Genomic DNA, 12,421 nt, shown 5'->3' on the forward strand with positions numbered 1-12,421 from the left:
ATGAGCCAATACAGCATCAGCAAAACCCGTCTCTTTGAAGGTATCTGGGAAGGTATCGTCACCGCAGAAAAGGGCGTGACAGAGCAACCGCATTTGGAACCTTTGTTCGAAGAAAAACCTTTGGACAATCTTAAGCTGGTCGAAGTGGGTGAAGGTCGCTGGACACTGCGCATTCCGATCCCGGCACATATTCTGACTGACGGTGTGCAAACCATCTTGATCAGAGACGTTCTGGCGCAAGAAACGCTTGAGGTGATCACCATCATTTCTGGTGAACCCATCGCCGAAGACATCCGCGCCGAAATGGACCTGCTGCGTGCAGAACTCGACATGCTAAAACGCGCGTTCCGGCGTCATTGCTTGGAAACCATGTAGTCGCGCTTACGCGACGTTGGCGATGACAGCCCGTCTGGCTTGCGGCACAGTTTAGCCTCGAATATCGGAGGCCGCATGACTCGCTACCCACATCTATTTGAACCATTGGATCTTGGCTTCACCACGCTCAAAAATCGCGTGTTGATGGGATCAATGCACACAGGCCTTGAAGAGACCAAGGATTGGAACCGCGTGGCCGAGTTCTATGCGGAGCGCGCGCGTGGTGGTGTCGCTTTGATGGTGACAGGAGGCATGGCCCCAAGCCGCGAAGGCGGTGTTTTTCCCGGTGCTGCTGGGCTGTTTAGCGACGAAGATATTGCCAATCACAAGGTGGTCACGGATCGCGTGCATGAACATGGCGGCAAGATCGCAATGCAGATCTTGCACGCAGGCCGCTATGCCTATGGGCCGGATTGCGTCAGCGCCTCGCCAATCAAATCTCCGATTTCGCCCTTTCCACCAAAAGAGCTTGATGCAGACGGAATAGAACAGCAAATTCAGGATTTCGTCACAGCAACTCTGCTGGCAAAGCAAGCAGGGTATGACGGGGTCGAAATCATGGGGTCGGAAGGTTATTTCCTGAACCAATTCCTCGTCACACACACGAATAAACGTACGGATCGTTGGGGCGGCGTCTATGAAAACCGCATGCGCCTACCAATCGAAGTTGTGCGCCGCTGCCGTGCAGCCGTTGGTGAGGATTTCATCATCATTTACCGGCTTAGCATGATCGATCTGATCCCAAATGGATCCACACACGACGAGGTCGTTCAACTTGCTCAAGCCATCGAGAAAGCCGGTGCGACAATCCTAAACACCGGAATCGGTTGGCATGAGGCCCGCATTCCCACAATTGCCACCAGCGTTCCACGTCGCGCCTTTGCCTGGGTCACTCAAAAACTGATGGGCAAAGTGTCGATCCCTGTGATCACCAGCAACCGTATCAATACGCCTGAAGTGGCCGAAGAGGTACTGGCCGAAGGCTGCGCTGACATGGTTTCGATGGCACGCCCATTTCTGGCGGATAGCCAGTTTGTTCTCAAGGCGCAGGCTGATCGCGCCGATACAATTGCGCCCTGCATTGCCTGCAACCAGGCTTGTTTGGATCATACGTTCAGCGCGAAAATCTCAACCTGTCTTGTGAACCCACGGGCTTGCTATGAAACCGAACTGCCCATCACGCGCGCGCATGATCCTAAGAAAATCGCGGTGGTTGGCGCCGGACCTGCTGGAATGTCGGCTGCAATGACGGCGGCTGAACGTGGACATAAGGTGACTTTGTTTGATCGTGACACACAATTGGGCGGACAGTTGAACGTCGCAAAACAGGTGCCCGGTAAAGAAGAATTTTGGGGACTGGTCGATTGGTATGCCGCCATGTTGCGCGAAATGGGCGTCACACAGGTTCTCGGCCAAACGGTAGGAACAAGCGAGCTGGACGGATTTGACGAGGTCATTGTCGCCACCGGTGTCACGCCTCGTGATCCAAACATTCCGGGACAGACCCACCAAAAAGTGCTGAGTTATCTTGATGTACTGAAACATGGCGCGCCTGTTGGCAAACGCGTGGCCGTCATCGGCGCGGGTGGTATTGGCTTTGATGTGGCCGAGTTCCTTGTTCAAGAAGGTGAAAGCCTCACTGAAAACCTACCAGACTGGATGGCAGAATGGGGCGTCACCGATCCTGAAGCCGCGCGCGGTGGATTGGCGAAAGCCGGAGCAAAGCCGGAAGCCCCTGCGCGAGATGTCATCTTACTACAGCGCAAGGCCAAGGCTTTGGGCAAAGGGCTGGGTAAAACCACGGGATGGATTCACCGGATGTCGTTGCGCATGAAAAAGGTGCGCATGATCGGTGGCGTGAACTATGAAAAGATCGACGATGCAGGGCTGCATATTTCCTACGGTGAGGCACGTGAGAATCCAGAGGTTCTGGATGTCGATCACATCGTGATCTGTGCGGGCCAATTGTCTGACCGCAGTTTGGCAGATGCGCTTGAAGCAAAAGGTGTCGCTTGTCACGTGATTGGCGGCGCGGATGTCGCCGCAGAACTCGACGCCAAACGTGCGATCCATCAGGGTGTCCGACTGGCCGCTGCGCTTTAACCGTGTTTCGAGAGGCTGTCAGCTGGGACCTCTGCTCGATCTGTCATGCTATAGTCCCGTAGAACCGAAGCAACCCGCAGGCGGTAATTGGCAAATATCCCAGCGCGCCCCTTGGTCTGTGCCATCCGGTGTTCTGCCAAATCGCGCCAGGCAGCGACGGCGCCTTCGTCACGGAAAAACGACAAAGACAGCAACTTGCCTTCATTCGTGAGGCTCTGGAAACGCTCAACAGAGATAAATCCATCGATCTGTTCCAGCAGTGGCTTCAATTCCGCAGCGATGTCCAAATAGTCTGTTTTGCGCCCATCGGCGATTTCGACTTCGAAAATAACAGCGATCATTTAGCGACCCCATGTGGCGTTGAGGCAAGTGTTAGAAAAGTCCGGTCCTCTCGCAAGATGAAACGTTCCTTTTGTGCAAATTCATAGTTTTCACGACCCAGTGGATCTGTTGCCAAACGCGCGCGATATGCTTCGTAATCTGCGAGATTCGCCACATTATAGATACCATAGGCCAGTGTTGTGCTTCCTTCATGCGGCGCATAATAACCAATCAAATCCGCGCCATTGCGTGGAATGGCCTGCCCCCAGTTTCGGGCATACTGTTCAAACTGAGCTTTCTTTGTCGGGTCGATCTGATAGCGAATAACACAGGTTAGCATGGTGACTCCTCTTCGTTGCATCTCACCCTACCCCCTTGCGCGGCTTTAATGCTTCGGCCATGATCGAAGTATGAAAGAAGGCCCAAACTTTGCGCAAATCGCAGCGCTGATCGGTGATCCGGCACGCGGCAACATTCTTACCGCATTGATGAGCGGCAAGGCTTTGACAGCAAGCGAACTGGCAAATGAAGCTGGAGTCAGCGCGCAAACAGCCTCAACCCATTTAAGCAAATTGCGCGATGGCGCTTTGGTGAGCGAACGAAAATCCGGACGCCACAAATACTTCACCCTAGCAAGCGATGACGTCGCTGATGTGCTAGAGGCCTTGATGGGGCTGGCGGCCACAACCGGCAACCTGCGCACGCGCACCGGCCCTAAAGACACGGCAATGCGGGAAGCGCGGGTTTGCTACAATCATCTGGCTGGCGATATGGGTGTTCAAATGTACCGCGCCTTGCGCGCGCAAGGGCATATCGTTGGTTCTGAGGATGCATTGGAACTCACACAGACCGGGCAAGACTTGGTCTCTGCCCTCGGCATCGATCTTGAAACCCTTCCCAATAGCAGATCCCCATTGTGTAAATCCTGTCTGGATTGGAGCGCACGAGAATCCCACCTTGCCGGAAAACTTGGACGCGCATTGTTAACGCGCTTTTATGAATTGGGCTGGGCGAAACAACTGCCCGATAGTCGTGCGATTCAGTTCACGCAGGCTGGTAAAATAGCATTCCAACAACGATTTGGCGCGGATACTAAGGGCTGAGGCAAACCAGTGCTCTGTTTGTTATGTTGTTTCCAGGTTAAGAACGATCCCTGACAAAACCCCGATATTGTCCGCTGCGCGCCCCTTTCACGCCTCATTCTGAGATCAAACCTAGGGTCAACAAGTTTGACCACGAGGAATGCGAAATGGATCGCCTTACGGAAATGGAAGCCTTTGCCACGGTCGTTGACCAAGGTGGCTTCACCGATGCCGCGAAAAAGATGGGCATCTCCAAATCTGCGGTCTCTAAACATGTTTCAAGTCTGGAACATCGTTTGGGCGCCCGCCTGCTAAACCGCACCACACGTCGGGTCAGCCCGACCGAAATCGGCTTGGCCTATTACGACCGTGCCCGCCGCGTCTTAAACGATGCAGGCGAAGCGGACGCCTTGGTGACATCAATGCAATCAGAGCCATCCGGTCTGCTGCGCATTTCTGTAGCCACTGACTTTGGCGTGAATCACCTCAGCCCAGTCTTGGGTGAGTTCCTCGCGGACTTCCCAGAAGTCACGGTGAACATGGTACTGAACAATCGCTACGTCGAGCTGATTTCTGAAGGCTTCGACATGGCCATTCGTGTTGGCGAGTTGGAAGACAGCTCTTTGCGTGCCCGCAAACTGACTGAAACCACGACACGTATGATCGCCAGCCCTGAGTATTTTGAAAAACATGGTCGTCCGGCAAAGATCGACGATCTGAACGAACATAAGCTGCTGCATTATTCGAACCAATCCAATGGTGCGGTTTGGAAGTTGACTGCGCCATCAGGTGAAAAACGTCAGGTGCGCACAGCTGGCTGGCTGAGTGTGAACGACGGGCAATCCCTGTTGAACGCGGCCATTGCAGGTCTCGGCATCGCTTACCTTCCAAGCTACCTTTACGCTGATGCGATGGAGCAAGGATTGGTGACAGATGCCATCCCTGACCTGCCAATCGAAACACAAGGCATTTACGCTGTTTACCCACCCGGTCGGTTCACCCAGCCAAAGGTTCGTGCGTTTATCGACTTCCTTGTGCATTCCTTTGCCGCGAAAGGCCCGTCCGACTGGTAATCAGGTCTGCGCGTTCAATCCCAAAATACCTAGGCCGCTCAAGCCCACTCCCCGGCGTTCCGCGTCGGGGCTTTTTGTTATTTTAGATCAGCACCACGTATTATTCCTGCGGTACTCGGCAATTTTATTGCAAACTCACCCCGATTATAGTCAATGCCATGAAAGATTGCACAAAATGTAGTATAGGGACCGACAGTCCAAAAGGAGGGGTATTATGGACCAGAATATCAATTCAACGGAATATAAATTTGGTGCGGGACAGGCCATACTTGGGGCGCAGATGCTTTTTGTTGCCTTTGGTGCCTTGGTTTTGGTGCCGCTGCTGACAGGCCTAGATCCCGCTGTTGCGCTGTTTACAGCAGGCCTTGGCACACTAATTTTTCAGATAGTTACGCGCGGGCAGGTGCCGGTTTTTCTAGCGTCATCCTTCGCCTTTATCGCGCCAATCATCTATGGGGTTCAGACTTGGGGCATGGCTGCCACAACCGGCGGACTTGCAGTGGCAGGTCTACTGTATGTGGTCATTAGCTTTGCCATTCGCATCTTTGGCACCGACTGGTTGCACCGGGTCTTGCCGCCTGTCGTTGTTGGGCCCGTCATCATGGTGATCGGCCTCGCCTTGGCACCGGTCGCCGTGAATATGGCAACAGGTTTGGCAGGCGACACACAAATTATGCCAAAGGGCCATGCTCTGATCATTGCGGCAATTTCACTAGGCACGACAATGCTTATCGCCATTCGCGGCAAAGGCATGATGAAGGTTCTGCCGATCCTATGCGGTATCATCGTGGGCTATATCTCGGCATTGATCCTCGGTCTTATTACCGGCACGACAATTGTGGGCTTTGCGAACGTGATCAACGCACCTTGGTTTGCAGTTCCTGGATTTATTGCCCCAGAATTCCAGCTCGCCGCGATCTTGTTCATCTTGCCTGTAGCATTGGCGCCGGCCATTGAACACTTCGGGGATATCATGGCAATCGGTGGCGTTACCGGTAAGGACTATATGGAAAAGCCGGGCATCCAAAACACCATGCTTGGAGATGGCTTGGCAACAACTGCAGCAGGCTTGCTTGGGGGACCACCGAATACCACATATTCAGAAGTGACAGGCGCGGTGACATTAACCAAAGCCTTCAATCCAGCGATCATGACTTGGGCAGCGATCTTTGCGATCACCCTATCCTTTGTTGGAAAAATAAGCGGGGCGCTATCTACCATTCCGATGCCTGTCATGGGCGGTATCATGATCCTGATGTTTGGTATGGTGACGGTTGTTGGCCTGACAGTCCTTGCCAAAATCGGCAGCGAAGCCCTGACGAATGCACGCAACATGGTGATTGTCTCCACCATTCTGATCATTGGCATCGGAGGGCTGGCCATCCCATTTGGCGCGGACTTCACGCTTTCCGGAATCGGGCTTGCGGGTATTGCCGGTGTGCTGTTGAATTTGATCTTACCGCAAGAAAGCGCAGCAGATTAATGCAAAACGCCAGCCTTTACAGGCTGGCATTTTTGCAAACAAACTCGAATGAGGCCGGTCTTATCCGGCCTTTTTCAGGTCTGAAATCAGACCATCCAAATCACCACGACGCTTATCAAGCATCGCACCGATTTCACTCTTTTCGGTCAATCGTAGGCTGATGCCTTCGATAACCATATCAAAGAACAAGTCTTTGCCGGTGCGATTGGACACGCGGAAATTCAAGGCAAAAGGTGCCTCGCCGCTCAAACGCGCTGTACTTTGAACTTCGTAATAGCTTTTCACTTTACGTGTGCCATTCACAGTGATTTCAGCGCCAACAAACTCGTTAAACCGCTTACCGTATTTGCGTGAAATATAGCCAGTGAAGGCATCAATATAACGCGTTTTCTGCGAACCGGACAAGCGGCGCGCGTCCGGACCAAGCGCCGAGCCTGCGATAAATGCAACGTCACCGTAACGCTTAAAAATGCGTTCAAAGTCGCTGATCATCCGGTTCAGCGGTTTGCCCGATGCGATCACCTTGTTGATATCGCCCACAACCTTGTCCACGAGAACCTCGGCTTCTGCGCTTGAAAGCGCAAAAAGTTGAGCTGGCAACAAGGCGGCGGCCGCGGAAGTGCTAAGGAACATACGTCTGTTCATAACGTTACTCTCACTGTGCAAATGGGTCGGCAAAGGGATCAAAATCAGGGTCTTCAGCTTCAACGCTTACGCCAAGTTCGAAGCGGCGATTTTGCAAATATAGAATACGGGCCTGCGCGTAGCTATCCGCACTTTCGTACAGAACGGAATCAATTGCACCGCGCAGTTCATAGCGGTCGCCCATGCGATCCGCGATATTGGCTGCAGTGCCTACATAGCTTTCAGGTGCCGGTAGAACCACAGATACCGGATCAAGGGCGAAATCTAGAATAGTGCCCATTGCGTCACGTTCCGTGGACGGTCCAAGAAACGGCAACTCAACATAGGCGCCTTCTTTCATACCCCAGACATGGAAGGTTTCACCAAAATCGGTTTTGCGACGGGGCACATTCAAAGCCTCGGAAGGATCAGCAATCCCGCCAAAGCCAACAACGGTGTTAAAGATAAAGCGGAAACTATTGCTTCCTGCGCTCTTCAGATCACCCTGAAGCAGGTTGTTCACAACATCAGCAGGCAGGGACAAGTGATCCGCAAAATTTGAGACCATTAGACGTGCATTTGGGTGCACGTTTTCACCATAGCCATTAGAGACTGGACGGAAAATAACCCTATCAACCTTAAGATTGAACTCGTGCACCTCACGGTTCGCGGCTTCTTGAGGATCATAAATCTCGGCCGAGCTCACGGCATCATTCTGAGAAGCGCAAGCACCAACCAGAGACAGGCAAACAACAGCGACAGCGCCCCGCACAGGGGAGCGTGATGAAAAGCGACTTAGCGACAACACGGGATTTCTCAACTTACGACAACAGGTCCCATTTAGTTTACAGATTGAAATAGACTACACCCAGCATTGTTTTCACCTTGGGATTGTGGCCGTGCTGCCACAGGCAATTTCTTGCCATTCGGTAAGCAAAACTTTGTAAAGTCGCGATACAAATCAGCACGATGAGCAAAATGAAACTTCAAATCACGCCTGGACGTGATGAATTACGCGCCGTACGTCGCGAAAGTCGCATGCTTTATTGGTCGGTGGCCCTTTTTAGCGCCTTTGCGAATCTATTGATGCTGACGGGGCCGATGTACATGCTGCAAGTATATGATCGCGTGCTCAGCAGCCGTAGCATTGAGACCCTTGTGGCCCTCACCGCGCTGGTGGCCTTTTTGTATTGCATCATGGGTGTTCTGGATTTCACCCGCGGGCGCATATTAGCGCGGATTGGCGCGCGATTTCAGACTCGGCTCGAGCGCCGCGTGTTCGATGCCGTTCTGACCAACTCATCACGCGCGCAAACCGAAGGGGCACAGACTGGGCTCTCTGATCTAGCAGTCCTTCAACGCTTCATCTCATCCCCTGCCCCAACCGTAGTTTTTGATATTCCCTGGACACCCGTATTTTTGGTTGGGCTTTCGATTTTTCATCCTTGGCTAGGCTATCTTGCTATGGCCGGCGGGGGCGTTTTGATTGTCATTGCTTTACTCAATCAGACTTTGATGTCCGGACCATTACAAAGGTCAAACATCAACGCCCACGGTGCGGCACTTTTTGCTGAACAATTGCGCGTTGAATCTGAGTTGGTGCAAAGTCTAGGCTTACAAACAAATGCCTTTAAGCGTTGGCGGACCAAAAGCAAGTTGTCACTTAGAGAGCAACTCGTAACTACAGATATTAGCGGCTTTTTCACAACGTCCACCAAAACCGTTCGACTGTTTTTGCAATCGGCGATGTTGGGTCTGGGGGCTGTGCTTGTCCTACGAGGAGAGCTGTCAGCTGGGGCAATGATCGCAGGCTCCATCCTCATGGGCCGTGCGCTGGCCCCAATCGAGCTCGCAATTGGGCAATGGCCAACGTTTCAGCGTGCACGAAAAAGCTGGGATACCCTTGCTACGCTGTTAAGTAAGACCCCCTATCTCACTCCACAAACCCAATTGCCAAGTCCTAGGGCAAAGCTCAAAGCACAATCATTAACGATTGTACCGCCCGGCCGTACCAAGGCCAGTCTGCGCATGATTAATTTCGTATTAGAACCGGGGCAGGCAATGGGAGTGATTGGCCCTTCAGGAGCAGGAAAGTCAACTCTAGCAAAGGCCATAACAGGAACGTGGCCTGCAGCCGGAGGCAATGTACGACTAGATCAAGCCACGATCGATCAATATCGCCCTGAACGCCTGGGGGAATACATCGGCTATCTGCCACAACGTGTTCAATTGTTTGATGGAACAATTGCCGAAAATATCGCACGCCTATCTCCCGATCCAGATGATGCCCAGATCACTGCCGCCGCCCAGCAAGCAGATGCACACGACATGATCCTAAAGCTCCCCGAAGGATATGACACGCCTGTATCGGCGACTGGTGGGCGATTATCAGGAGGTCAAATACAGCGCATTGGCTTAGCGCGCGCCCTATATTCCGACCCTGTCGTATTGGTTCTGGATGAGCCCAATTCCAACCTCGACAATCAAGGTGCAGACGCACTAAATACTGCCATCCGCCGCGTGAAAGCGCAGGGGAAATCGGTTGTAATCATGGCCCACCGGCCGGCAGCCATTCACGAATGCGACCTACTGTTAGTGCTGAAAAACGGTACAGTTGAGGCCTTTGGACCACGCGACACAATCCTGCATAAATCCGTTCAAAACCACGAAAGCATAATATCTGCATGCGCCGCTGGGGGAATACAATGACCCGACGCAAGCAACATTATTCAGCGATCCGTTTCGTGTGGGTTGGATTTTTCAGCCTAATTCTATTGATCGGTGGCTTTGGCACTTGGGCAGCCCAAACCAAAATTTCCGGTGCGATCATTGCGTCAGGAACTATCGAGGTGGATCGTAATCGACAGGTTGTTCAACATCTAGATGGTGGGCGCGTTTCCAAAATACTCGTAAGTGAAGGGGACACAGTTCAAGCTGGCGATCCCCTCATTCATTTGGATAACGCACCGATCAGCTCACAAATCGCCATTCATGAAAGTCATCTATATGAACTCATGGCGCGACGAGGCCGCTTGGAAAGCGAGCGCGACAATGGCCCCGCAATTTCCTTTGATTCCGATCTTGTTGAAGCTGCTGAAAAATCACCTGAAATCCAAAGCCTGATTAATGGTCAATCACGCCTTTTTACTGCCCGCAAATCCACGCTCGACCGGGAAATTGAACAACTGGGAATACGTAGGGACCAATTACAGAACCAAGTGACCGGTATTCAAGCTCAGGAAGTAGCGTTGTTCAAACAGATTGAGTTGATCGATCGGGAACTATCGGATCAAACGGCCCTTTTAAACAAAGGTCTCGCACAAGCCAGTCGCGTTCTTAACCTGGAACGCGAACGTGCGCGTTTGTCAGGCCAAATCGGCGCCTTAGCAGCAGACAAAGCCCGAACCGAAGGGCGCTTGACTGAGCTCGGCATCGAAGTTCTTAAACTAAAAAGCGCACGTCGCGAAGAAGCCATCACCAAGCTGCGTGATCTTCAATACCGGGAGATCGAAGCACGAGAAGAACGCGATTTGCAAATCGCGCGCTTGTCACGTCTCATCATCCGCGCGCCGGTTTCTGGTGTAGTTTATGGGTTAACCGTGTTTGCCGAACAATCGGTCATCCGACCAGCGGAACCATTGCTGTATTTGATCCCGCAGGATCGCCCTCTTGTCATAGCGACCAAAATTGAACCCATTCATATCGAGCACGTTCACATAAATCAGGATGTGATCTTGCGTTTTAGCGCATTTGATCAGAATACAACGCCAGAGCTAAACGGCATCGTCAGTCGAGTTTCCGCTGATATCTTTGTCGATGACGCCACCCAATTAAGCTACTACCGGGCTGAAATTCTGGTAAACGAAGGAGAGTTGGATAAGCTTCCGGAAAACTTAACTTTGATCCCTGGCATGCCGGTCGACAGTTTTTTGAAAACGGACGACCGCACCCCTTTGGCCTATTTGATCAAACCGTTCCAAGACTACTTTGCTAAAGCGTTTCGAGAAAGTTGATTGACGCAAGAAGTGACTTCTCAAATCAACTAAGAGCGCCTAGCGTCCGCGTAAGATCTTTTTGCGATTCACAGGAGACCGAACATGGGCGTATTCGAAACCAAACTTGCGGAACTGGGCATCACCTTGCCGGAGGCTCCGGCTCCTGCGGCCAACTACGTTCCATATGTTATGGTCGGTGACATGGTTTATGTCTCTGGTCAGATTGCCAACGGCCCTGACGGCTTCATTGTCGGAAAGCTTGGTGATGACATGAGCATCGAGGACGGTGCAGAAGCTGCCAAAACCTGTGCAATTGCTTTGTTGGCACAAGTAAAGGCAGCATGTGGCGGAGACCTAGATCGGCTGGTCAAAGTGGTGAAACTTACCGGATTCGTAAATTCGACGCAGGACTTCACCGATCAACCTCAGGTGATCAATGGCGCATCCAATCTCTTGGGTGAAGCTCTTGGCACGGTCGGGCAACACGCGCGCGCAGCCGTGTCTGCGGCCTCGTTGCCGTTTGGAGTTGCCGTTGAAATCGACGGTGTCTTTCAAATCAAATGATTGGGTTAGATCAACGGTTCCTGACAACACCTATTGCCCATCGCGCATTGCATGACTTGAAAAAGGGCCGGCCCGAAAATAGCCGGGCCGCAATCCGTGCGGCGATTGATGCAGGGTATGGGATCGAAATTGATCTGCAACTGTCCAAAGACAACGTCCCGATCGTCTTTCACGATTATCAGCTTGACCGTTTGTCAGATGGCGACGGGCTTGTTCTTAACAAGACCGCGAACGAATTGGCTCAAATTCCTCTTAAGGGGGGTAGTGAAGGTATCCCAAATCTTGATGAAGTGCTCTCATTAGTAAACGGTAAAACGCCGCTGCTGATTGAATTCAAAGATCAAGATGGGCAAATGGGTGACGCTATTGGGCCACTCGAAGAAAGCGCTGCCGAGTTCCTGAATGCCTATGATGGCCCGTTGGCAGTGATGTCATTTAACCCCAATGCGGTTGCGCGTTTGGCGCAGCTTTGCCCCGATGTTCCACGCGGACTTGTGACCAGCGCTTATGACAGCAAATCTTGGGACAAGCTGCAGGAAAACATCTGTGATCATCTTCGCGAAATTCCAGATTATAACCGTGTCGGCGCCTGTTTCATCAGCCACGAGGTCGCCGATCTGAAACGCGCGCGCGTCTCAGAATTGAAGGCACAGGGCGCTCACGTCCTCTGTTGGACAGTCACCTCCGCCGAAATTGAAGCACAAGCCCGTGAAGTGGCTGATAATATCACCTTTGAGCAGTATCTGGCCGCACATCCCGCTTGAAGCCAGACTGACCAGCGCCAAAGATAGCGCTGTGGAG

Annotated in this window: 13 protein-coding genes; 9 read left to right on the top strand and 4 right to left on the bottom strand. The window is 52.3% G+C overall.

The genetic code is table 11. The features are described 5' to 3' along the window. A complete protein-coding gene (locus tag JXQ85_RS00710) occupies nt 1-375 on the top strand; it encodes a hypothetical protein (RefSeq protein WP_421746928.1) in 375 nt (124 codons plus the stop codon). A 75-nt stretch (nt 376-450) separates the two neighbouring features. Beyond that, the gene (locus tag JXQ85_RS00715) at nt 451-2,478 is read left to right on the top strand and encodes an FAD-dependent oxidoreductase (RefSeq protein ID WP_421746929.1); all 2,028 of its coding nucleotides are present in this window, start codon (nt 451-453) and stop codon (nt 2,476-2,478) included. Here JXQ85_RS00715 and JXQ85_RS00720 read toward each other — a convergent pair. Continuing rightward, complete coding sequence (locus JXQ85_RS00720; RefSeq protein ID WP_421746930.1) at nt 2,475-2,819, bottom strand: antibiotic biosynthesis monooxygenase family protein; 345 nt, start codon at nt 2,817-2,819, stop codon at nt 2,475-2,477. The genes JXQ85_RS00715 and JXQ85_RS00720 overlap by 4 nt on opposite strands. Then, nucleotides 2,816-3,139: an NIPSNAP family protein gene (locus JXQ85_RS00725; protein ID WP_421746931.1), complete on the bottom strand. Its 324-nt coding sequence runs from the start codon at nt 3,137-3,139 to the stop codon at nt 2,816-2,818. The genes JXQ85_RS00720 and JXQ85_RS00725 overlap by 4 nt, the downstream gene beginning before the upstream one ends. 70 nt (nt 3,140-3,209) lie before the next feature. On the opposite strand from JXQ85_RS00725, the gene JXQ85_RS00730 reads away from it, so the two are divergent. From JXQ85_RS00730 to JXQ85_RS00740, 3 genes are all read left to right on the top strand, one after another. Beyond that, the gene (locus JXQ85_RS00730) at nt 3,210-3,902 is read left to right on the top strand and encodes an ArsR/SmtB family transcription factor (protein WP_421746932.1); all 693 of its coding nucleotides are present in this window, start codon (nt 3,210-3,212) and stop codon (nt 3,900-3,902) included. Nucleotides 3,903-4,048: 146 nt separating this feature from the next. Further along, the gene (locus JXQ85_RS00735) at nt 4,049-4,954 is read left to right on the top strand and encodes a LysR family transcriptional regulator (protein WP_421746933.1); all 906 of its coding nucleotides are present in this window, start codon (nt 4,049-4,051) and stop codon (nt 4,952-4,954) included. 214 nt (nt 4,955-5,168) lie between these two features. Then, complete coding sequence (locus JXQ85_RS00740) at nt 5,169-6,437, top strand: uracil-xanthine permease family protein (RefSeq protein ID WP_421746934.1); 1,269 nt, start codon at nt 5,169-5,171, stop codon at nt 6,435-6,437. 60 nt (nt 6,438-6,497) lie between these two features. On the opposite strand, the gene JXQ85_RS00745 is transcribed toward JXQ85_RS00740, so the two are convergent. Both JXQ85_RS00745 and JXQ85_RS00750 read right to left on the bottom strand, forming a co-directional pair. Then, nucleotides 6,498-7,082, bottom strand: a complete 585-nt coding sequence (locus JXQ85_RS00745; RefSeq protein ID WP_421746935.1) for an MlaC/ttg2D family ABC transporter substrate-binding protein — start codon at nt 7,080-7,082, stop codon at nt 6,498-6,500. A 10-nt stretch (nt 7,083-7,092) separates the two neighbouring features. Beyond that, nucleotides 7,093-7,767 carry an MlaA family lipoprotein gene (locus tag JXQ85_RS00750; RefSeq protein ID WP_421746936.1) on the bottom strand — a complete coding sequence of 225 codons (675 nt, stop codon included), beginning with the start codon at nt 7,765-7,767 and terminating at the stop codon, nt 7,093-7,095. 263 nt (nt 7,768-8,030) lie between these two features. Between JXQ85_RS00750 and JXQ85_RS00755 the strand changes: the two genes are divergently transcribed. The 4 genes from JXQ85_RS00755 to JXQ85_RS00770 all read left to right on the top strand — a co-directional run bounded on the left by JXQ85_RS00755 (nt 8,031) and on the right by JXQ85_RS00770 (nt 12,384). Further along, nucleotides 8,031-9,770 carry a type I secretion system permease/ATPase gene (locus JXQ85_RS00755; protein WP_421746937.1) on the top strand — a complete coding sequence of 580 codons (1,740 nt, stop codon included), beginning with the start codon at nt 8,031-8,033 and terminating at the stop codon, nt 9,768-9,770. Next, nucleotides 9,767-11,074 (top strand): HlyD family type I secretion periplasmic adaptor subunit, encoded by a 1,308-nt coding sequence (locus tag JXQ85_RS00760; protein WP_421746938.1) that lies wholly within the window; start codon nt 9,767-9,769, stop codon nt 11,072-11,074. The genes JXQ85_RS00755 and JXQ85_RS00760 overlap by 4 nt, the downstream gene beginning before the upstream one ends. Nucleotides 11,075-11,158: 84 nt before the next feature. Next, on the top strand, nt 11,159-11,620 hold the full coding sequence (locus JXQ85_RS00765; RefSeq protein WP_421746939.1) for a RidA family protein: 462 nt from the start codon (nt 11,159-11,161) through the stop codon (nt 11,618-11,620). After that, on the top strand, nt 11,617-12,384 hold the full coding sequence (locus JXQ85_RS00770) for a glycerophosphodiester phosphodiesterase family protein (RefSeq protein WP_421746940.1): 768 nt from the start codon (nt 11,617-11,619) through the stop codon (nt 12,382-12,384). The genes JXQ85_RS00765 and JXQ85_RS00770 overlap by 4 nt, the downstream gene beginning before the upstream one ends. The last annotated feature ends 37 nt before the right edge of the window (nt 12,385-12,421 follow it).

Origin of the sequence: Cognatishimia sp., assembly GCF_049116455.1 — a bacterium.
Lineage (GTDB): Bacteria > Pseudomonadota > Alphaproteobacteria > Rhodobacterales > Rhodobacteraceae > Cognatishimia.

Bases quoted from the DNA above. Each gene is read 5' to 3' on its own strand.
- JXQ85_RS00710 (WP_421746928.1), top strand. From the start codon at position 1: ATGAGCCAATACAGCATCAGCAAAACCCGTCTCTTTGAAGGTATCTGG.
- JXQ85_RS00715 (WP_421746929.1), top strand. From the start codon at position 451: ATGACTCGCTACCCACATCTATTTGAACCATTGGATCTTGGCTTCACC.
- JXQ85_RS00720 (WP_421746930.1), bottom strand. From the start codon at position 2,819: ATGATCGCTGTTATTTTCGAAGTCGAAATCGCCGATGGGCGCAAAACA.
- JXQ85_RS00725 (WP_421746931.1), bottom strand. From the start codon at position 3,139: ATGCTAACCTGTGTTATTCGCTATCAGATCGACCCGACAAAGAAAGCT.
- JXQ85_RS00730 (WP_421746932.1), top strand. From the start codon at position 3,210: ATGAAAGAAGGCCCAAACTTTGCGCAAATCGCAGCGCTGATCGGTGAT.
- JXQ85_RS00735 (WP_421746933.1), top strand. From the start codon at position 4,049: ATGGATCGCCTTACGGAAATGGAAGCCTTTGCCACGGTCGTTGACCAA.
- JXQ85_RS00740 (WP_421746934.1), top strand. From the start codon at position 5,169: ATGGACCAGAATATCAATTCAACGGAATATAAATTTGGTGCGGGACAG.
- JXQ85_RS00745 (WP_421746935.1), bottom strand. From the start codon at position 7,082: ATGAACAGACGTATGTTCCTTAGCACTTCCGCGGCCGCCGCCTTGTTG.
- JXQ85_RS00755 (WP_421746937.1), top strand. From the start codon at position 8,031: ATGAGCAAAATGAAACTTCAAATCACGCCTGGACGTGATGAATTACGC.
- JXQ85_RS00760 (WP_421746938.1), top strand. From the start codon at position 9,767: ATGACCCGACGCAAGCAACATTATTCAGCGATCCGTTTCGTGTGGGTT.
- JXQ85_RS00765 (WP_421746939.1), top strand. From the start codon at position 11,159: ATGGGCGTATTCGAAACCAAACTTGCGGAACTGGGCATCACCTTGCCG.
- JXQ85_RS00770 (WP_421746940.1), top strand. From the start codon at position 11,617: ATGATTGGGTTAGATCAACGGTTCCTGACAACACCTATTGCCCATCGC.